This is a genomic window from Bordetella bronchiseptica (genome assembly GCF_900636925.1).
Lineage (GTDB): Bacteria > Pseudomonadota > Gammaproteobacteria > Burkholderiales > Burkholderiaceae_B > Bordetella > Bordetella pertussis.
The window spans coordinates 1862583-1880410 of the sequence record NZ_LR134326.1 but is presented as its reverse complement, the minus strand read 5'-3'; the positions used below and the strand labels follow the sequence as shown (position 1 = coordinate 1880410).

Sequence of the window (17828 nt, the reverse complement as noted above, 5' to 3'; positions counted from 1 at the left end):
TACCGGCCTTTCGCAAAAGTTATTCAAGTCAGGCCGCTATTGTGCGATCATCAACACATGAATCAAAATCAAACTCTACATTCATAAGTTGAGTATTATTCATATAAAACCAAAGGCGACGATTCATGCCCGCTCGCCGCGACCTCTATTGCCGCCATGCTCGAAATCCGCCATCTCGAAACCCTGGCCGCCATCCGCGATGGCGGCAGCCTGCAGGAAGCCGCCGAGCGCCTGCACCTGACCCAGTCCGCGCTCTCGCATCAGCTGCGCGACCTGGAAACCCGCCTGGGCACGCCGCTGCTCAACCGCCGCACGCGGCCGGCCCGCCTGACCACGGCGGGACTGCGCGTGCTCGCGCTGGCCGACGACGTGCTGCCCCGGCTGCGCGCCACCGAACGCGAGCTGCAACGCCTGGCTGCCGGGCGAACCGGACGGCTGCACCTGGCTATCGAATGCCACTCGTGCTTTCAGTGGTTGATGCCCGCACTGGACGCCTTTCGCGGGCAATGGCCGGATGTGGCGCTGGACCTGTCGGCCGCCTTCTCGTTCGCGCCCCTGCCCGCGCTGGTGCGCGGCGACCTGGACCTCGTCATCACGTCCGATCCGCAAGCGCTGGAAGCCGTCACCTATCTGCCGCTGTTCAAGTACGAGCTGGTATTGGCGGTCGCCGAATCCAATCCGCTGGCCGCCAACCGCCACGTGATGCCGGAACAACTGGCCGACCAGACGCTGATCACTTATCCGGTGGACCGCCAGCGCCTGGATATTTTCACGGGCTTTCTCGATCCGGCCGATATCGAACCCGCCGCGATCCGGCGCGCCGAACTCACGCCCATCATTGCGCAACTGGTTGCCAGCAATCGGGGCGTCGCCGCCCTGCCCAACTGGGCGTTGACCGAGTATCTGGGCCAGGGCTGGCTGCGTGTTTGCCACCTCGGGCCGCAAGGCGTCTGGCCCACGCTCTACGCCGCGGTGCGCACGGAAGACAGCGACAGTTCCTATATCGACGAGTTTTTGACGATTGCCCGTGACGTCTGCTTCAAGACGCTTAGCGGCATCAAGGCGGCCAAGGGCCTGCCGGCCTGATCGAACGGGCCGCAAGCAAGCCCCAGGCAGGCGGGCACGCATCGCGCGCCGCCGCCCGCACGAAGCGGCATCGTTCAGTCGAGTTCGTCGTCGCCACCGCCCAGAATGCGGCGGATAACATCATGGGCGAAGCCACGGCCCGCCAGGAAGCGGGCCTGCCGCGCGTACGCGGCGCGGTCGGCGGGCTTTTCGCCAAAGCGCTTCTGCCAGACGGCCAGCGCGCGTGCGTATTCGGTGGCGCGCAGTTGTTCGCGCAACTCGGCCACCTGGTCGTCGGCCACGCCCTGTTGCTTCAACTCCTGGACGATGCGCGAAGCGCCCTGGCGTGGCGCGCGCCGATGCGCCAGGCTTTGGGCAAAACGCGCATTCGACAACCACCCTTCGCGCTGCAGATCATCGAGCACCGCCTCGATGTCATCGCCCTCTTCGGCGTAAGGCTGCAGCTTGCGCGCCAGTTCAAGGCGCGAGTATTCACGCCGCGACAAATAGCCGACCGCGCGCGCCTTCAGAGTCCGGCCCGGGCGCGACGGTGCCGCCGCGTCGTCCCGGGATTGGGCCAGTGTCTCGAACTCATCGTCGGGATTTGCGGTCCGCCGCCCGGCTCGGGCGGCGGATGGCGGACGGCGGTTGAAAGTCGCCATGCCGGAGTGGGTGTGGATGCAGGCCTGACGGCTTATTCGCCGTCTTCGGCTTCGCTGGCCGGAAAGGTGGCGGCGCGGCTGACTATGCCCTGGTTCTCGCGCACCTTGTTTTCGATCTCGATGGCCATTTCCTTGTGCTCTTTCAGGTACTCGCGCACATTGTCCTTGCCCTGGCCGATGCGGTTGCCGCTGTAGCTGTACCAGGCGCCGGACTTGTCGACCACATTGGCTTGCACGCCCAGGTCGATGATTTCGCCTTCGCGCGAGATGCCGCTGCCATACATGATGTCGAACTCGGCCTGCTTGAACGGCGGCGCCACCTTGTTCTTGACCACCTTGACGCGGGTTTCGTTGCCGACCACCTCGTCGCCCTTCTTGATGGCGCCGATGCGGCGGATGTCCAGGCGCACCGAGGAATAGAACTTGAGCGCGTTGCCGCCGGTGGTGGTTTCGGGGTTGCCGAACATCACGCCGATCTTCATGCGGATCTGGTTGATGAAGATGACCATGCAGTTGGTGCGCTTGATGGTGGCCGTCAGCTTGCGCAGCGCCTGGCTCATCAGGCGGGCCTGCAGGCCCGGCAGGGAGTCGCCCATCTCGCCTTCGATTTCGGCCTTGGGCACCAGCGCCGCGACCGAGTCGATGACGATCAGGTCGACCGAGCCCGAGCGCACCAGCGCGTCGGTGATCTCGAGGGCCTGCTCGCCCGTGTCCGGCTGGGAGATCAGCAGGTCGGTCAGGTTGACCCCCAGCTTGGAGGCGTATTGCACGTCCAGCGCGTGTTCGGCGTCGACGAAGGCGCAGGTGCCGCCCAGCTTCTGCATTTCGGCGATGACCTGCAGCGTGAGCGTGGTCTTGCCGGACGACTCGGGGCCGTAGACCTCGATCACGCGGCCGCGCGGCAGGCCGCCGACGCCCAGCGCGATGTCCAGCCCCAGCGAACCGGTGGACACGACCTGGATGTCGTGTTCGACCTCGTTGTCGCCATAGCGCATGATCGAGCCCTTGCCGAACTGCTTTTCGATCTGCGACAGCGCGGCGGCCAGCGCCTTGGCTTTCTCGGCCGCGGCGGCCTTGCTGGTTTTGTCGTCCATGTAAAGTCCTGTATTGAAGCGGCGCCTGCAGGGGTGCGAAGCAGGCAGCCGTTGTCTAGCCGGAGAAAAAGAGCCTGGAGAAAACTCGAACCTTGGCGATTATGGCATTGGATTGTACTGGATAAAAATCCAGTGTGCCATATATTTCCACGTATACCCTGAGTGGGCAAGCTCCATCCCCTGTGCCAGAATGGCCGGCGTAGCCAGCGCCCGCTGGCGGTTCCGCCGATGTTGCACGCATGCGTATCCTGATAGCTGAAGACGACAGCATCCTGGCCGACGGCCTGTCCCGCTCGCTGCGGCACAACGGCTATGCGGTCGACGCCGTGCGCGACGGACTGGCCGCCGATTCGGCGCTGGCCGTCCAGCCCTTCGACCTGCTGATCCTCGATCTCGGCCTGCCCCACCTGCCCGGGCTGGAGGTGCTGCGCAGGCTGCGCGCCCGCAACTCCGTGCTGCCGGTGCTGATCCTCACCGCCGCCGACAGCATCGAACAGCGCGTCAAGGGCCTGGATCTCGGCGCCGACGACTACATGGCCAAGCCTTTCGCGCTGTCCGAGCTCGAGGCCCGCGTGCGCGCCCTGACGCGGCGCGGCGCCGGCGGCGGCGCGACGATCGTGCGGCACGGCCGCCTGGTGTTCGACCAGACGGGCCGCATCGCCACGGTCGACGACCAGACCCTGGACCTGTCCGCGCGCGAGGTCAGCCTGCTGGAGATCCTGCTGGCGCGCAGCGGCCGCATGGTCAGCAAGACGCAACTGGTCGACCACCTTTGCGAATGGGGCGAGGAAGTCAGCACCAACGCCATCGAAGTCTATGTGCACCGCCTGCGCAAGAAACTCGAGCCCAGCGGCGTGAAAATCATCACCGTGCGCGGTCTGGGCTATTGCCTCGAGCGGGACCAGGGTGCCTCGTATCTCGCCAGCTGAAACGGCTTCGCGCGAACCGCTGAACCAAGAAGCCCTGGATGCGCTGCGCGGCGGGCCGCGCGGGCCGAGTTTCGCGCCGCCGCAGCGCTCGCTGCTGGGCGAGATCCTCGACTGGATGCTGGCGCCGCTGTTTCTCCTGTGGCCCATGAGCGTGGCCATCACTTACGTGGTGGCGCAGAACATCGCCAACGTGCCGTACGACCGCGCGCTGGCCAACAACCTGAACGTGCTCAGCCACCAGGTGCACGCCGTGGACGGACGCGCCGCGCTGCGCATGACCGACGCGGCCCGCGACGTGCTGCGCGTGGACGAGACGGAAAGCGTGTTCTGGCTGGCCCTGGGCAGCCGCGGCGAATACCTGGGCGGCGATCGCGCCCTGCCGCTGCCGCCCAACGTCGGCCAGCCCCGGCCGGGCGAGATCCTGTACGCCGACGACACCTTGCGCGGCTTCGGCGTGCGGCTGGCCTACACCTGGATCGACCTCGGCCTGCCGGATACCCAGCCGGCCCTGGTGATGGTGGCCGAAACCGTGGAAAAGCGCGCCCAGCTGGCCAACGACATCATCAAGGGAGTCATCATCCCGCAGTTCGTGGTGCTGCCGATCGCGGTGCTGCTGGTGTGGTTCGGCCTGTCGCGCGGCGTGGCGCCGCTCAACGCGCTGCAGCAGCGCCTGCGCGCGCGCCGCCCCGACGACCTCTCGCCCATCGACGAACAGGCCGCCCCCTCCGAGATCGCGCCGCTGGTCGGCGCCATGAACGACCTGCTCGACCGCCTGTCGGCCAACATCGAAACGCAGCGCCGCTTCGTGGCCGATGCCGCGCACCAGCTCAAGACGCCCCTGGCCGGCCTGCGCACCCAGGCCGAGCTGGCGCTGCGCGACGCCAGCCCCGAGGAAATGCAGTCCAGCCTGCGCCAGCTGGTCACCGGCTCCGAACGGGCCACCCGGCTGGTCAACCAGTTGCTGCTGCTGGCGCGGGCGGAAAACCCGGACTCGCCCGGCCAGGCGCTGACCGACCTCAACGCCATCGCCTACGAACAGACGATGCAATGGGTGCCGCAGGCGCTCGCCCTGTCGACCGACCTCGGCTTCGAGGGCGCCGACCGACCGGTCGGCATCAGCGGCAACGCCATCCTGCTGGCCGAGCTGCTGAACAACCTGATCGACAATGCCCTGCGCTATACCCCGCGCGGCGGCCACATCACGGTACGGGTGAGCGCACAGGGCGATCACGCCGTCCTCGACGTCGAGGACTCCGGGCCGGGTATCGCCCCGGAAGAACGCGAGCGGGTCTTCGACCGCTTCTACCGCGTCCTGGGCACGGCGTCCGACGGCAGCGGCCTGGGGCTGGCCATCGTGCGGGAGATCGCCCAGAAGCACCAGGCGGAAGTCGTGATCGACGAACACCCCACTCCCTACTCGGACCTGCCCGGCACCCGCATCCAGGTGCGCTTCCCCCTGCCCGGCACGCTGTAGCCGCCAGCCGGCGCGTCGATCCGGACTGGTTCGCGCGACGGTTACTCATTGTTTCAAATTTAAGATTCAGGTAAGGGTTACGTCAGAACCTCGTCAGCCTGGAGCCCTACCTTGTTCGGTAGCTCGATGTCGGCGCGGCCGGCGGAGGGTGCAGAGCACGGTGGCACACCACTGGCCTAACACGAGGAGACAACATGAGCACAGCAACCCTATCGGGCCAAAGCCCGTCGGCGCAACGGCGCCCCATGACCCGCGAGGAGCGGCGCGTGATCTTCGCGTCGTCGCTCGGCACGGTTTTCGAGTGGTACGACTTCTACCTCTACGGTTCGCTCGCAGCCATCATCGCGCAGCACTTCTTCTCCGGGGTCAATCCCACCGCGGCCTTCATCTTCGCGCTGCTGGCCTTCGCGGCGGGCTTCGCGGTGCGCCCGTTCGGCGCCCTGGTGTTCGGCCGCCTGGGCGACCTGGTGGGCCGCAAGTACACCTTCCTGATCACCATCGTCATCATGGGCCTGTCGACCTTCCTGGTCGGCGTGCTGCCCAGCTACGCCAGCATCGGCATCGCCGCGCCCGCCATCCTCATCATCCTGCGCCTGCTGCAGGGGCTGGCGCTCGGCGGTGAATACGGCGGCGCCGCCACCTACGTGGCCGAGCACGCCCCGCATGGCCGCCGCGGCTTCTACACCAGCTGGATCCAGACCACCGCGACGCTGGGCCTGTTCCTGTCGCTGCTGGTGATCCTGGGCGTGCGCACCTTCATGGGCGAAGAAGCCTTCAAGGACTGGGGCTGGCGCATTCCGTTCCTGATCTCGGTGGTGCTGCTCGGCATCTCGGTGTGGATCCGTCTGCAGCTCAATGAGTCGCCGACCTTCAAGCGCATGAAGGAAGAAGGCAAGGGCTCGAAGGCCCCCATCGCGGAATCGTTCGGCCAATGGCGCAACCTGAAGGTGGTGATCCTGGCGCTGCTGGGCCTGACCGCCGGCCAGGCCGTGGTGTGGTACACCGGCCAGTTCTACGCGCTCTTCTTCCTGACGCAGTCGCTGAAGATCGATTCCAACACCGCCAACATCATGATCGCGATTGCCTTGCTGGTGGGCACGCCGTTCTTCGTGCTGTTCGGCGCGCTGTCCGACAGGATCGGCCGCAAGCCCATCATCATGGCGGGCTGCCTGATCGCCGCGCTGACCTACTTCCCCATCTTCAAGGGCCTGACGCACTACGCCAACCCGGCGCTGGAAAAGGCCCAGGCCACCGCGCCGGTCACCGTGATCGCCGACCCCGCCACCTGCTCGTTCCAGTTCAACCCGGTGGGCACGGCCTCGTTCACCAGCTCCTGCGACGTGGTCAAGTCGTTCATGGCGCGCAACTCGGTGAACTACGAGAACCAGTCCGCCGCGGCCGGCTCGGTCGCCAAGGTCATGATCGGCAACGACGAGTTCGCATCGTTCGACGGCAAGGGCCTGGCGCCTGCCGAGTTCAAGGCCAAGGCCACCGAGCTGGACAAGGCGCTGACCGCGGCGATCCGCAGCCATGGCTATCCGGCCAAGGCCGATCCGGCCCAAACCAACTACTTCATGGTGGTCGTGCTGCTGACGCTGCTGGTGATCTACGTCACCATGGTGTACGGCCCGATCGCGGCCATGCTGGTGGAGATGTTCCCCACCCGGATCCGCTACACCTCGATGAGCCTGCCCTATCACATCGGCAACGGCTGGTTCGGCGGCTTCCTGCCTCCGGTGGCCTTCGCGGTGGTGGCGGCGACAGGCAACATCTACGACGGCCTGTGGTACCCGATCATCATCGCTGTCATGACCCTGGTCATCGGTACGCTGTTCGTACGCGAAACCAAGGACAACGACATCAACGCCTGACAACCATCCCCCGCCGGGTTGGACCGCTGCGCCAATCCGGCTTTTTCAAGCTCCCACAGGGAGCTTTTTTTTTTGCCGCCGGGCCGCCCCAAGGCAAAAAAGCCCCCTCGGGGGGCAGCAAGCCCGCACAGCGGGCGCAGCGTGGGGGCCTTTTTTTGTGCTCTCCGCATCATCGTCCGCAGGTGCCGTCCCCCACGGGGACAGATACCGTCTTGGCAGTCAACCGTTCATGGCGTACAGCGGTGTGCCTGTCCCGGCGGGGACAGGCACCTGCGGCCGGCGCAGCATGCGGGGTTGCCGCGATGCCTGCGCTTACGCGCCGATCCAGGCCGGCGCGCGCTTTTCCATGAAGGCACGCACGCCCTCCTGGAAATCGGCGGACATATAGCAGGCGGACAGGATGTCGTCGTCCACAATGCCATCCACGGCCTTGTCGCGCAGGCGCAGCAGCGACGTCCTGGTGGCCCAGAGTGTCAGCGGGGCCAGCGCCATGACCTGGGCGGCGATGGCCTGGGCCCGGCCATGCAGCGCGTCCTCCGGAACGATCTCCCTGATGGCGCCCGCGTGCAGCAAGGCATCGGCCGAAAGCAAGGACGCGGAAAACACCATGTCCCGTACTCGTTGCGCCCCCAGATTCTCCGCCAGGCGGGCGTAGTTCTTCACGCTCAGGCAGTTGCCCACCGTGCGGGCAATCGGGAAGCCGAACTTCAGCGACGGCGTGGCGATACGGATATCGCAGCACAGCGCCAGCAAGGCCCCGCCTCCGACGCATGCGCCCGCCATGGCGGCGATGGTCGGCACTCGCATGCCTTCGATGGCCTCGAGCAAGGCCTCGCTGCTGCGCTCCAGCGCAACGAACTCTTCGGCCGTCGTGGCCGTTTCCAGCGCGCCGAAGTCGGCGCCGGCCATGAAGGCAGGCTTGCTGGCAGGCGCGCCGCTGAACACGACCGCCTTGATTTCCGGGCGATGGGCGACCGACTCGCACAGGGCCAGGATGGCGTGTTCCATCTCGGCCGTCATGGCGTTTCGTGCCGCCGGCCTGTCAAACAATATCCACAGCGCGCCCTCCCGGATTTCGCTGTGGACCATGGACGTATGACTGCTCAAGACTGACTCCTAGGAAGTGGTGACGCTCAGGATCTGGCAATGCTCGATGGGCAGATGAACCTCGACACGCTGGCCCGGCTCCAGCGTCGAGGACGGGTCGACGTAGGCGCGCACGAATTGCCCCGCCGCCAGCTCGACCTGGACGTCACGGTACTCGCCCAGGTACGCGACCCGTGTCACGGTGCCGCTCAGCGTATTGGCGCCGGGCGCGGCGCCCAGCTTGACGGCCGAAGGCCGAATGCACAGGCAGGCCGCGCCGCCGGCACCGGCCTGGCTGCGGTCGTCGCCATGCAGAACCCTGTCCCCGACCCGCAAGGCCCCCGATTCGGCAAGCTGGCCATGCAGCTCGTTGTTGGTGCCGATGAACGAGGCGACAAACGCGTTGGCCGGCCGCGAGAACACATTGACGGGGCTGTCGAACTGCTGCACCTGCCCGGACTGCATGACGGCGATCTTGTCGGCGGTGACCAGCGCTTCGCCCTGGTCGTGCGTGACATAGACCGTGGTCAGGCCCAGAAGATCGTGCACCTGGCGGATCTCGTAGCGCATCTCCTCGCGCAGATGCGCATCGAGATTGGACAAGGGTTCGTCCAGCAGGAGGATGTCGGGCTCGACCACCAGCGCCCGCGCCAGCGCAACCCGCTGCTGCTGTCCGCCGGAGAGCTCCGACGGATAGCGTTGCGCGAGCGCCGTGAGGCGGACCGTGTCGAGCGCGCGCTTGACCCGCTGTGCGAGCTCCGTGCGGGCCACCTTGCGTACCTGCAGGCCATAGGCAACGTTCTCGAAGACCGTCATGTGCGGCCATACGGCGTAGTTCTGGAACACCAGCGAGATATTGCGCCGCTCGGGCGGCACCATGACGCCCGCGCCCGAAACCTGGCGATCGCCGATCCATATCTGGCCGTCGGTCGGCTGGTCGAAGCCTGCAAGCATTTGCAGGGTGGTCGACTTGCCGCAGCCCGAGGGGCCGAGCAAGGCCAGCAGCTCGCCTTGGGCCAGCTCCAGATCGATGCCGCGCAGAACCTGGTGTGCGCCATAGTGCTTGGTAAGACCTTGGATGCGAATTGCCTTCACGACGTAACTCCGGCGGTAACGGGCGCCGCGCCGCGGCGACGGGCAAGGCCCGTCAGCAGGCGGCCCAGCATGACAATCAGGATGGTGCCCAGCAACAGCACGTTGCTGGTAGCGCAGACGGCTTCGTAGTTGCCGCCGTCCTTGTAGTTGTAGATAAGCGTCGTCATGACATTGGTCTGCGGGGTGATCAGGAATACCGCCACCGACAGCTCGCGCATCACCGGGATGAACACCAGCATCCACCCCGACACCAGGCCGGGCTTCATGAGCGGCAGCGTGATGCGGCCGAACGTGCCGACCTGCCCCGCGCCCAGGATGCGCGACGCCCGCTCCAGATCGGGGCTGATGGTCTTGATGATGGCGCCGCCGTGCGAATAGGCGATCGGCAGGAACGTCGCCACGAAGGCCAGCACCAGCAACGCGCCCGTTCCATAGAGGCCATAGAACGGCTGGGTGAAGGCCGAGAAGAACCCCACCGACAGCACGATGCCCGGGATGATGATGGGCACGGACGCCGTCGCGCCCAGGGCCCAGGCGCCACGGAACAACTTGCGCTCGACCATATAGGCCACCACCACGCCCAGCAGGAGGCAAACCGTCGCCGCCATCGTGGCATAGAGCAGGGAATTGACGATGGCCGACTGGGTTTGCGGGTTGTCCAGCACGGCCCAGCGATACCAATGCAGCGTCAGGTTGTCCCACGAGGGCCCCTGGCCCCAGGCCTTGCTGAGCGACACCAGCGTCAGCGAGGCATACGGCAGGAACACGGTCACCGCGGGCACCAGCAGCGCGCCCAGCAGGGCCGGCCAGCGCCAGCGGCCCAGCCCGACCAGCCGCGATCCGCGCGCCTTGCCGCCTATCATGACGTACTGCCGGCGGCCGAGAATGCGCCTGCGCAGGAAGAACAGGCCGCCGGTCATCAGCAGCAACGGCATGCAGTAGGCCGCCGCCAGATTGAGCTCCGGCGGGAACATCTGATAGAACTCGGCCAGCTTGGTCGTGACCACCGGGACACGCGCCGGCGTCAGCAGGAACGCGGGAACGCCGAAGAGCGTCATGCCCTGGATGAACGACAGGATGAAACCGGCCACGATGGCAGGCATGACCAACGGCAAGGTGACGCTGCGCATGGTCCGCAGGATGCCTCCTCCCAGCATGGCCGAGGCATCCTCCAGCTCCACGGCCATCTCATCGAGCGCGGTGGCGACAATGGTGAACGTGAACGGCACGGTATAGACGGCGCACACGAAGACCGCCCCCCACATCGAGTAGATATTCAAGGGGGAATCCCCGCCCAGCCATTGCCTGAGCCAGACGTTGAGCCAACCCGAGTTGGGCGCCGCCAACAGTATCCACCCCAGCGCGCCGATGAAAGACGGCGTGATGAACGCCGCCAGCACCAGTACCCGGACCAGGCCGCGCCCGGGCATATCCGTGCGCGACACCAACCACGCCATGGGCACGCCAAGGGCAGTGGCGATCACCGCCGTGCTGCCGGCCAGCACCAGCGAATTGAGCATGGGCTCGATCAGGTTGGGCGTGGTGAATATGCGCAGGTAATTCACCAGCGACCATTGCCCGGTCAGGTCGTCGCGCCAGCTGTTGAGCGCGATGATGCCGACGGGCTGCAGGACCAGCAATGCCAGCGCTGCCGCCACCAGCACGGTGACGGCGATGGCTGGCAGCGCATGACGCCCGGCACGCGGCTCCCGCGCTACGGCGGGTTTTTCAGTCATTGCGACAGACATGGAATCCCCTGTTTCTTCCCCTGCGGACTCAACCGACCGTCGAGCGCCACAGGGCAATCGTGTCATTGATCTGCTTGGTCAGGTCATCGGTCGGATTGCGGAACCACTTCAAGGACTCGAGGCTGCGGCCTTCGGCCCAGGGCACGTCCGTGCGCAGCGTGGGCCAGTAGTTGCGCGCCAGGATCTGCGACACCTCGGTCGAATACAGGAAATCCGTGAACAGCTTGGCCGCGTTGGGGTGCGGGGCCTTGGCGGGAATCGCGGTCAACCCGAGGTTGAGGATGGCATCATCGGTGGGCACCTTGACGTCCACCGGCTGGCCGGCCGCCTTCTGCGTCAGCGAATAGCTGAAAGGCGCGGCGGCACCCACCACGCGCTCGCCTGCCAGGATATCGGTAACGGTATCGACGTTGGACTGGCCGACCTTCGGCTTCTGGGCGGCGAATTTCTTGAAGAAGTCATCGCCGTACTTCAGGCGCATGGCCAGCGCCCAATGCGCGACGTCGCCCGACGACGCCGGGCTCCCGACCGTGATCTTGCCGGCCCAGGCGGGATCCAGCAACGCCTGCCAGCTCTCGGGCGGATTGGGCACCTTCTGCGACTGGAAGTTGATCGACGTAATGCTGATTGCGCCGACATGGAAAGTGTTGTCCGGGTCCAGGCCGCGAAAGGCCTCCGGCAAATGCTCGGCCCCCGTCGGGCGGTACGCCATCAAGGCATTGATCTTCTTCAGTTCGGTGTAGTGCAGCAGATTGGTGGTGCCCAGCGAATCGCAGTTGGCGGCGTTGTTCTGCAGCTCCAGGCGCAGCCGGGTATAGACCGTTTGCGAACCCTGGCGCAGCAGATTGACCTGGATGCCGGGGTATTGCTTGACGAAAGCGTCACGAATGTCCTCGATGGACTTCTGTTCGTAGGACCCCCAATACAGGTTGAGGGCCCCTTCCTTGCGCGCCGCCTCGTAGAGCGGATTGTCCTGCGCGCGCACCGGCAGGAAGACGCTGCCTGCCAACGCTGCCGAGGCGGACACGCCCAGACGCAACATGTCCCGACGAGAATACTGATTCATGATGGTTCCCCTTTTCCTATGCGATGTAATGTGGCGCTCAGTAGTCGCCCGTGGTTGCCCCGCCGTCGACGACGAGGGTCTGCCCGGTCATATAGCTCGCATCGTCAGAGGCGAGAAAGGCAATGACAGCGGCGATTTCTTCAGGCCGCGCCGTACGCTTGAGCGGCATCCGGGCCAGCCAGCCTTCGCGGACCTGGTCGGGGACATCGGCCAGGATCGCGGTTTCGACGATACCTGGCGCCACGGCGTTGACCAGGATGCCGCGCTTGGCCCCTTCCAGCGCCGCGGTTCGCGTCAACCCCACGATGCCGGCCTTGGCGGCGGAATAATTGGCCTGGCCATAGGCGCCGAAAATGGCGGTGGACGCCACATTGATGATGCGCCCCCAGCCGCGTTCGCCGATCCACGCAAAGGCGCTCTGGCAGCCCAGCCAGGTACCGCGCAGATTCACGTCGATGACGGCGCTCCATTCGGCGTCCGACATCTTGGCCAGCGAACGATCGCGCACGATGCCGGCCACATTGACCACAATGTCCACCTGCCAGCCCTGCGCATCCACCGCCCGCTTGGCGGCGGCCCAACTCTGACGGTCCGCCACGTCCAGGAATACGCCAAGCGCCCCCTCGCCCAGCGACGCCGCCGCGGCAAGCACGCGCTCCTCGCCAATGTCGCCCACCACGATGCGCGCGCCTTCGGCCTGCAAGCGTCGACACACCGCCAGGCCTATGCCACCCGCGCCGCCCGTGACCAGCGCCACCCGCCCCTGCAATCGTTCGTTCTTCATTTACGCTACTCCACCGCGCATGGCGACCGCGAACACGTCTTCGCCGTCCTGCACTGTCACGCCATCCTGATTGCGCAGCTGCATGGATACCTTGACCACGCCGAAAGGCTTGGACCGGCTGGGCCGCAGCTCCAGCACCTCGGACTCGTACCGTACCGAATCGCCGGCCAGGATGGGCGCGACAAAACGGCGCCGGGTTTCCAGGAAGGCCACGATGTCCCAATCGTCGATGCCCGAGCGCAGGCCGGTGCTCACGGCATGCCCCAGCATCCCATGCGCGATGCGCTGGCCGTAGCCGTTTTCGCGTGCCGCCACCTCGTCCATGTGCAGCGGGTTGAAATCGCCGGTCAGGCCGGCAAACGTGACGATATGGCTTTCGGTGATCGTGATGCGCGACGAGACATGGCGCTCGCCCAACTGTATCCGCTCGAATTCGACAGGCATTCAGGACTCCATGGGAACAAATACGGGCAAGGTCAGCGTATCGCCGATCTTCTCGAAGGCCACGCGCATCGGCATGTCGACCTGCAGCGGCCGCTCGCTCGGGCAGCGGGTCAGCATCAAGGGCCCTTCCTCCAGCTCGACCAGCACGCAGGTGTAAGGCGCCTTCTGCACACCGCCCTTGTGAATAACGGTGTAGGAAAACAAACGAGCGCGCCCGCTGGCCTGCACCCAGCGCGGCGCCGCGCCGGGGTCGGCCAGCGAATGGGCGCGCGGATACCACTGATGGCGGCCGGTCGTCGGGCATTGCTGGACCAGCAGGCGCTGTTGGCGGGCCGCCTCCCAGAAAGGCTGGCTGCAGACGTCCTGCACAGGGGGCATCGTTACGTCGAACATGGCGTCCTCACACGGTAAGAATGGCAGTGGCCGCGGCGCAAAAAGTGCCGCCCAGGCCGTGGACCAGGGCCCGCCCGGCATCGGGCACCTGCACACCCGGCCCCTGGCCGCGCAATTGCCGCGCGCCCTCGATCAGGGCAAAAATGCCGCGCTTCCCAGGATGGTTGGAGGAAAGGCCGCCACCGTCCGTATTGCAGGGCAGCGCGCCACCCAGCGTCAGTTGGCCGTCGGCGGCGAAAGCGCCGCTTTCGCCGCGCTTGCAGAACCCCAGGTCTTCCAGCGCCAGCAGCGGCGTAATAGTGAAAGCGTCATAGAGCTGCGCGACATCGATGTCGGCCGGCGACAGGTCCGCCATCGCGAAGGCCCGCGGCCCCGACAGCGTCGCCGGTGTCGAGAGGTCCGGCGCGATCTGCGAGAGCTGTGTGCGCGCCGTCGCCGCGCCGAAACCGGACAGCAGCACCGGCTTGTGGCGCAAATCCCGCGCGCGCTCGGCGCTGGTCATCACCACGGCGCCGCCGCCGTCGGTCACGACGCAGCAATCCAGCTTGTGCAGCGGCGAGGCGATCATGGGCGAAGCCAGCACGTCGTCCACCGTGATCGGCGTGCGCAGCCTGGCATGAGGATTGGCGGCCGCATGGGCCCGGAAGGTCACCGCCACGCTGGCCAGTTGCTCGGCCGTCGTGCCGTATCGCGCCATGTGGCGCTGCGCATACAGCCCGTAGGCCGAGATCAGGGTCGGGCCATAGGGAAGCTCGTACTGCCCCGGGCCGGCGGGGAAGACAAAGGGGTCGAAGGACGGCGTGCTCAACGGCCACCAACGCGGCGTGGCCGCATAACTGATCACGACGACCTCGGCCAGGCCCGCCGCGATGGCCGCGGCGGCGTGGCCCGCGTGCACGATGTAGGAGCAGCCCCCCACGTCCGTGCTGTTGAACCAGGTGGGACGCAGGCCGGCGTATTCGGCAAACTCCGTCACGCTGTTGACCCCGCCCCCCTCGGCCCAGTCGCCGGCCGCCACGCACAGCCCATCCACGTCCGCCAGGCTCAGCCCGGCGTCGACCAGGGCGCCCTGCACGCACTCCATCTGGATCTGGTACGGATGCACCTCGGGCGCATGGCGGCGCGGCGATTCGCACAGGCCGACGATGGCCGCGCGATTGGAAATACTCATGACTTCCCCTTGTTCTGACCAGGCGCGGCATGGCCGCGCTGCTGAGGCAGAGAATGTCCGAATCCCCCAGGGCCAACAAGCAGTTTGCGAGACGTCTATCGGCAGCTTTTACGCACCTATTGCGCCGTGCGCACCCAGACTCGGGATTACACCTATTGCGGCAACTCCTCCAAAAATGGCGCTATATCTGGTTTTCGAGGCAACCTTCAATCATCGTGATCTATCGCCGCCTTCCCCCCTTGATTGCCGTCCGTGCATTTGATGCGTTCAGCCGCAGCGGCAGCATCCGCGCCGCGGCCGACCTGCTGGCGATTTCCCATACCGTCGTATCGCGCCATATCCAGAACCTGGAAGATGCCGTCGGCACGCGATTGGTGAAAAAGGACGGCCGAGGCCTGGCCCTTACGCGCGAAGGCCAGCGCTTCGCCGCCAAGACGCGGCGCGCGCTGGACCTCATCGCGGACGCTTGCGGTGAACTCGTCCATGGCCGGGGCGACGCCATCCATGTCTGCTGCATGGCTGGCCTCGCCTCTCGCCGGCTGTTGATGCGCCTGCCCGAGCTGGAGAGCCGGCTCGACGGCAAGGAGCTGATCCTCCAACCCACCACTGCCCGGCCCGACTTCAACAAGGATGAGGCCGACGCCGAAATCATCTACCTGACCCAGCCGTTCATCGGCGACGGCCTGCGCGCGGAGATGTTCTCGCGCCCGCGCATCCTGGCCGTGTGCAGCCCGGCATTCCGGGAGCGCTTTCCCGACATCGGCGAACCCGAACACCTGGTTCACTTGCCGCTATTGCACGAGCAGTCCACGGATCAGTGGGAGCAATGGCTGGGCTCCGTGGGCGTGGCGCAGCTGCCCATCCTGCGCGGCCCGCGCTTGTGGCACGGGCACTTGACGATGGAGGCCGCGCAACTGGGCCAGGGCATCGCGCTGGTCAGCGAGCTCCTGGCCAACGACCGGATCGCGCGTGGCGATCTCGTGGAGGTGCTGCCCAACGTCTCCGTACAGATGGGCGGCTACTACTTCGTCGCCCCCGAGCACAAATGGAACGACCCGGCCATTGCGACCGTCCGCCAATGGCTGACCGAAGCCCTCTCCTAGGCCCGCGCCGGGCCTGATTGCACAAGCAGTGCATCAAATGCACGGATGCGCGACAAACTAAGCGATTGTGCTGGAGCGAAGCAGGCTGCAACATCGTTGCATCTCAGCCCTCATGGCGCCCTGTCGCCCATCTCTCCATGCTTGCACAATCTGCACCGGCCAAGCCTCTGGCTGGCCTCAAAGTCCTCGACATCACCCATATGCTCGCCGGCCCCTACTGCACGTGGCTGCTGGGGCTGCTCGGCGCCGAGGTCATCAAGGTCGAGCGGCCGGGCGAAGGTGACTTCGCCCGCGCCATCGCGCCCTTTCACGGCGGTGAAAGCCTGTATTTCATGAGCGTCAACCGCAACAAGCGCAGCATCGCGGTCAATCTGAAAACCGAGGAAGGCAAGCAGATCCTGCGCGACCTGATCGCTCGCAGCGACATCCTGGTCGAGAACAACCGGGCCGGCGTCATGGACCGGCTGGGCCTGGGGTATGACGATGCCAAGGCACTGAACCCGGGCCTGGTCTACGCCTCGATCTCCGGCTATGGCCAAACCGGCCCTTATCGCCACAAACCCGCCTTCGACGTGATTGCCCAGGCCATATCCGGCATGATGAGCATCACCGGCCAGGAAGGCGGCCCGCCGGCCCGCGTGGGCGTCTCGATCGGCGACATCGCTTCCGGCCTGTTCGCCACGGTGGCGATCCTGGCGGCGATCGAAGGCAGGCACGGCAGCGGCGAAGGCGCCTTCATCGACGTCTCGATGATGGATTGCCAGATGGCGCTGATGGAAAACGCGATTTCGCGCTACCTGAACGCGGGCGACGTTCCCGAGCGCCTGGGCAGCCGGCACCCTCTGATTGCCCCGTTCCAGTCTTTCGAGACCAAGGACTTCCCGATCGCGGTATGCGTCGATACCGAACCGCAATGGCAGCGCTTCTGCGCGGCGCTGGACCTGGAGCCCCTGCTGCACGACCCGCGGTTCCAGGACGGCCCGATGCGCGCGCTCAATCACAGCCAGCTCGAGCCGCTGCTCAATGCCGTGTTCGCCAGCGGCCGCCGCGATGACTTCATCGCGCGCCTGGAGGCGGCCGATGTGCCATGCAGCCCGATCAACAGCATTCCCGAAGTGGCCCGGGACCCGCAGGTGGCGCACCGCCGGATCCTGGTCGATAACGAGGGCGTCAAGTATGTGGGCGCGCCCTTTCACTACAACCGCGCGCCGGTGGGCGGCGAGACCAGCCCGCCCGCCCTGGGCGCCGACAGCGTGTCGATCCTGCGCGAACTGGGCCGCAGCGAAGCGCAGATCGCCGATCTGCAGCGCACCGGCGTACTGTAAGCCGGCCCGCGCTGCAGGCCCGACACCCAAGGCCTGGAGACGCCGTCCGATTCAGGACGCTGTCAGACCTCCAGGATTAGACTGATCGCTCAGATCACGGCCTTGCGCCAATCCATGGACAAACGATCCCCTGTCCGCGGATTGCAGGGCCAGTACTCTGACACCAATGCCGTGTTCCCCGCGAGCCTTATTGACGCGGCATTGCGTGCCCCGTACGGGCCCGGCACGATGTGTCGGGCCTTTTTTTGCCTCGCGGCGCCGCCTCAGCGGCGCATGCCCACCCCGATGATGAGCACGCCGACCACGATCGCGGCGATCCCGGCCCAGCTCGGTATGGCGACGTCTTTCTCCGTCTGCGCGGTGGCCTTGACGGACCCGACTTGCAGCACGGTCTCCTCCGACGTGTACGAGAACCCCTTGTAGACCAGGGCGGCAGCGCCCAACACGATCAGAACGGCGCCTACGATGGTGGCTGGCTTCATCTTCTCTCCCCTTGCGGCAAGTGGTGGATGCGCCGG

General features: G+C 66.2%; 17 protein-coding genes. 6 read left to right on the top strand and 11 right to left on the bottom strand.

The window, feature by feature from the left end:
* The first annotated feature begins 156 nt into the window (after positions 1-156).
* Positions 157-1086 (top strand): LysR family transcriptional regulator, encoded by a 930-nt coding sequence (locus EL288_RS08750; RefSeq protein WP_003812755.1) that lies wholly within the window; start codon positions 157-159, stop codon positions 1084-1086.
* A 74-nt stretch (positions 1087-1160) separates the two neighbouring features.
* Here EL288_RS08750 and recX read toward each other — a convergent pair whose 3' ends face one another.
* Positions 1161-1727 carry a recombination regulator RecX gene (gene recX, locus EL288_RS08745; protein WP_010930990.1) on the bottom strand — a complete coding sequence of 189 codons (567 nt, stop codon included), beginning with the start codon at positions 1725-1727 and terminating at the stop codon, positions 1161-1163.
* A gap of 32 nt (positions 1728-1759) precedes the next feature.
* A complete protein-coding gene (gene recA, locus EL288_RS08740; protein ID WP_003812760.1) occupies positions 1760-2821 on the bottom strand; it encodes a recombinase RecA in 1062 nt (353 codons plus the stop codon).
* A gap of 239 nt (positions 2822-3060) precedes the next feature.
* Between recA and EL288_RS08735 the strand changes: the two genes are divergently transcribed.
* The 3 genes from EL288_RS08735 (at position 3061) to EL288_RS08725 (ending at position 7095) form a co-directional block, all read left to right on the top strand.
* The gene (locus tag EL288_RS08735) at positions 3061-3750 is read left to right on the top strand and encodes a response regulator transcription factor (RefSeq protein WP_003812762.1); all 690 of its coding nucleotides are present in this window, start codon (positions 3061-3063) and stop codon (positions 3748-3750) included.
* Between the two features lie 115 nt (positions 3751-3865).
* Positions 3866-5224 (top strand): sensor histidine kinase, encoded by a 1359-nt coding sequence (locus tag EL288_RS08730; protein WP_003812764.1) that lies wholly within the window; start codon positions 3866-3868, stop codon positions 5222-5224.
* Positions 5225-5418: 194 nt separating this feature from the next.
* Positions 5419-7095 carry an MFS transporter gene (locus EL288_RS08725; RefSeq protein ID WP_003812765.1) on the top strand — a complete coding sequence of 559 codons (1677 nt, stop codon included), beginning with the start codon at positions 5419-5421 and terminating at the stop codon, positions 7093-7095.
* 312 nt (positions 7096-7407) lie between these two features.
* Here EL288_RS08725 and EL288_RS08720 read toward each other — a convergent pair whose 3' ends face one another.
* The 8 genes from EL288_RS08720 to EL288_RS08685 are packed head-to-tail and all read right to left on the bottom strand — an operon-like array spanning position 7408 to position 14882.
* Positions 7408-8184, bottom strand: coding sequence for an enoyl-CoA hydratase/isomerase family protein (locus EL288_RS08720; protein WP_033458874.1), 777 nt, complete (start codon positions 8182-8184; stop codon positions 7408-7410).
* A gap of 27 nt (positions 8185-8211) precedes the next feature.
* Positions 8212-9276: an ABC transporter ATP-binding protein gene (locus tag EL288_RS08715; RefSeq protein WP_033458876.1), complete on the bottom strand. Its 1065-nt coding sequence runs from the start codon at positions 9274-9276 to the stop codon at positions 8212-8214.
* On the bottom strand, positions 9273-11024 hold the full coding sequence (locus tag EL288_RS08710) for an ABC transporter permease (RefSeq protein WP_033446514.1): 1752 nt from the start codon (positions 11022-11024) through the stop codon (positions 9273-9275). The genes EL288_RS08715 and EL288_RS08710 overlap by 4 nt, the downstream gene beginning before the upstream one ends.
* Positions 11025-11052: 28 nt before the next feature.
* Positions 11053-12090, bottom strand: coding sequence for an ABC transporter substrate-binding protein (locus tag EL288_RS08705; protein WP_033451084.1), 1038 nt, complete (start codon positions 12088-12090; stop codon positions 11053-11055).
* Positions 12091-12127: 37 nt separating this feature from the next.
* Positions 12128-12874 (bottom strand): SDR family oxidoreductase, encoded by a 747-nt coding sequence (locus tag EL288_RS08700; protein WP_003812772.1) that lies wholly within the window; start codon positions 12872-12874, stop codon positions 12128-12130.
* The gene (locus EL288_RS08695) at positions 12875-13318 is read right to left on the bottom strand and encodes a MaoC/PaaZ C-terminal domain-containing protein (RefSeq protein ID WP_015064065.1); all 444 of its coding nucleotides are present in this window, start codon (positions 13316-13318) and stop codon (positions 12875-12877) included. It abuts the gene before it with no gap.
* Positions 13319-13711, bottom strand: coding sequence for a Zn-ribbon domain-containing OB-fold protein (locus EL288_RS08690; protein ID WP_003812777.1), 393 nt, complete (start codon positions 13709-13711; stop codon positions 13319-13321).
* A 7-nt stretch (positions 13712-13718) separates the two neighbouring features.
* The gene (locus EL288_RS08685; protein WP_015064066.1) at positions 13719-14882 is read right to left on the bottom strand and encodes a thiolase C-terminal domain-containing protein; all 1164 of its coding nucleotides are present in this window, start codon (positions 14880-14882) and stop codon (positions 13719-13721) included.
* A gap of 215 nt (positions 14883-15097) precedes the next feature.
* Between EL288_RS08685 and EL288_RS08680 the strand changes: the two genes are divergently transcribed.
* Entirely contained in the window at positions 15098-15985 is an 888-nt protein-coding gene (locus EL288_RS08680; RefSeq protein ID WP_003820443.1) for a LysR substrate-binding domain-containing protein, read from the top strand.
* A gap of 17 nt (positions 15986-16002) precedes the next feature.
* Complete coding sequence (locus EL288_RS08675) at positions 16003-17310, top strand: CaiB/BaiF CoA transferase family protein (RefSeq protein WP_003812784.1); 1308 nt, start codon at positions 16003-16005, stop codon at positions 17308-17310.
* Positions 17311-17573: 263 nt separating this feature from the next.
* Here the strand turns inward: EL288_RS08675 and EL288_RS08670 are convergent, their stop codons facing one another.
* Complete coding sequence (locus EL288_RS08670; protein ID WP_003812786.1) at positions 17574-17792, bottom strand: hypothetical protein; 219 nt, start codon at positions 17790-17792, stop codon at positions 17574-17576.
* Positions 17793-17828: the final 36 nt, after the last annotated feature.

Coding starts and splice junctions, on each gene's coding strand:
- EL288_RS08725 (WP_003812765.1), top strand. CDS start 5,419: ATGAGCACAGCAACCCTATCGGGCCAAAGCCCGTCGGCGCAACGGCGC.
- EL288_RS08710 (WP_033446514.1), bottom strand. CDS start 11,024: ATGTCTGTCGCAATGACTGAAAAACCCGCCGTAGCGCGGGAGCCGCGT.
- recX (WP_010930990.1), bottom strand. CDS start 1,727: ATGGCGACTTTCAACCGCCGTCCGCCATCCGCCGCCCGAGCCGGGCGG.
- EL288_RS08700 (WP_003812772.1), bottom strand. CDS start 12,874: ATGAAGAACGAACGATTGCAGGGGCGGGTGGCGCTGGTCACGGGCGGC.
- EL288_RS08720 (WP_033458874.1), bottom strand. CDS start 8,184: ATGGTCCACAGCGAAATCCGGGAGGGCGCGCTGTGGATATTGTTTGAC.
- recA (WP_003812760.1), bottom strand. CDS start 2,821: ATGGACGACAAAACCAGCAAGGCCGCCGCGGCCGAGAAAGCCAAGGCG.
- EL288_RS08705 (WP_033451084.1), bottom strand. CDS start 12,090: ATGAATCAGTATTCTCGTCGGGACATGTTGCGTCTGGGCGTGTCCGCC.
- EL288_RS08690 (WP_003812777.1), bottom strand. CDS start 13,711: ATGTTCGACGTAACGATGCCCCCTGTGCAGGACGTCTGCAGCCAGCCT.
- EL288_RS08685 (WP_015064066.1), bottom strand. CDS start 14,882: ATGAGTATTTCCAATCGCGCGGCCATCGTCGGCCTGTGCGAATCGCCG.
- EL288_RS08695 (WP_015064065.1), bottom strand. CDS start 13,318: ATGCCTGTCGAATTCGAGCGGATACAGTTGGGCGAGCGCCATGTCTCG.
- EL288_RS08750 (WP_003812755.1), top strand. CDS start 157: ATGCTCGAAATCCGCCATCTCGAAACCCTGGCCGCCATCCGCGATGGC.
- EL288_RS08730 (WP_003812764.1), top strand. CDS start 3,866: ATGCTGGCGCCGCTGTTTCTCCTGTGGCCCATGAGCGTGGCCATCACT.
- EL288_RS08670 (WP_003812786.1), bottom strand. CDS start 17,792: ATGAAGCCAGCCACCATCGTAGGCGCCGTTCTGATCGTGTTGGGCGCT.
- EL288_RS08735 (WP_003812762.1), top strand. CDS start 3,061: ATGCGTATCCTGATAGCTGAAGACGACAGCATCCTGGCCGACGGCCTG.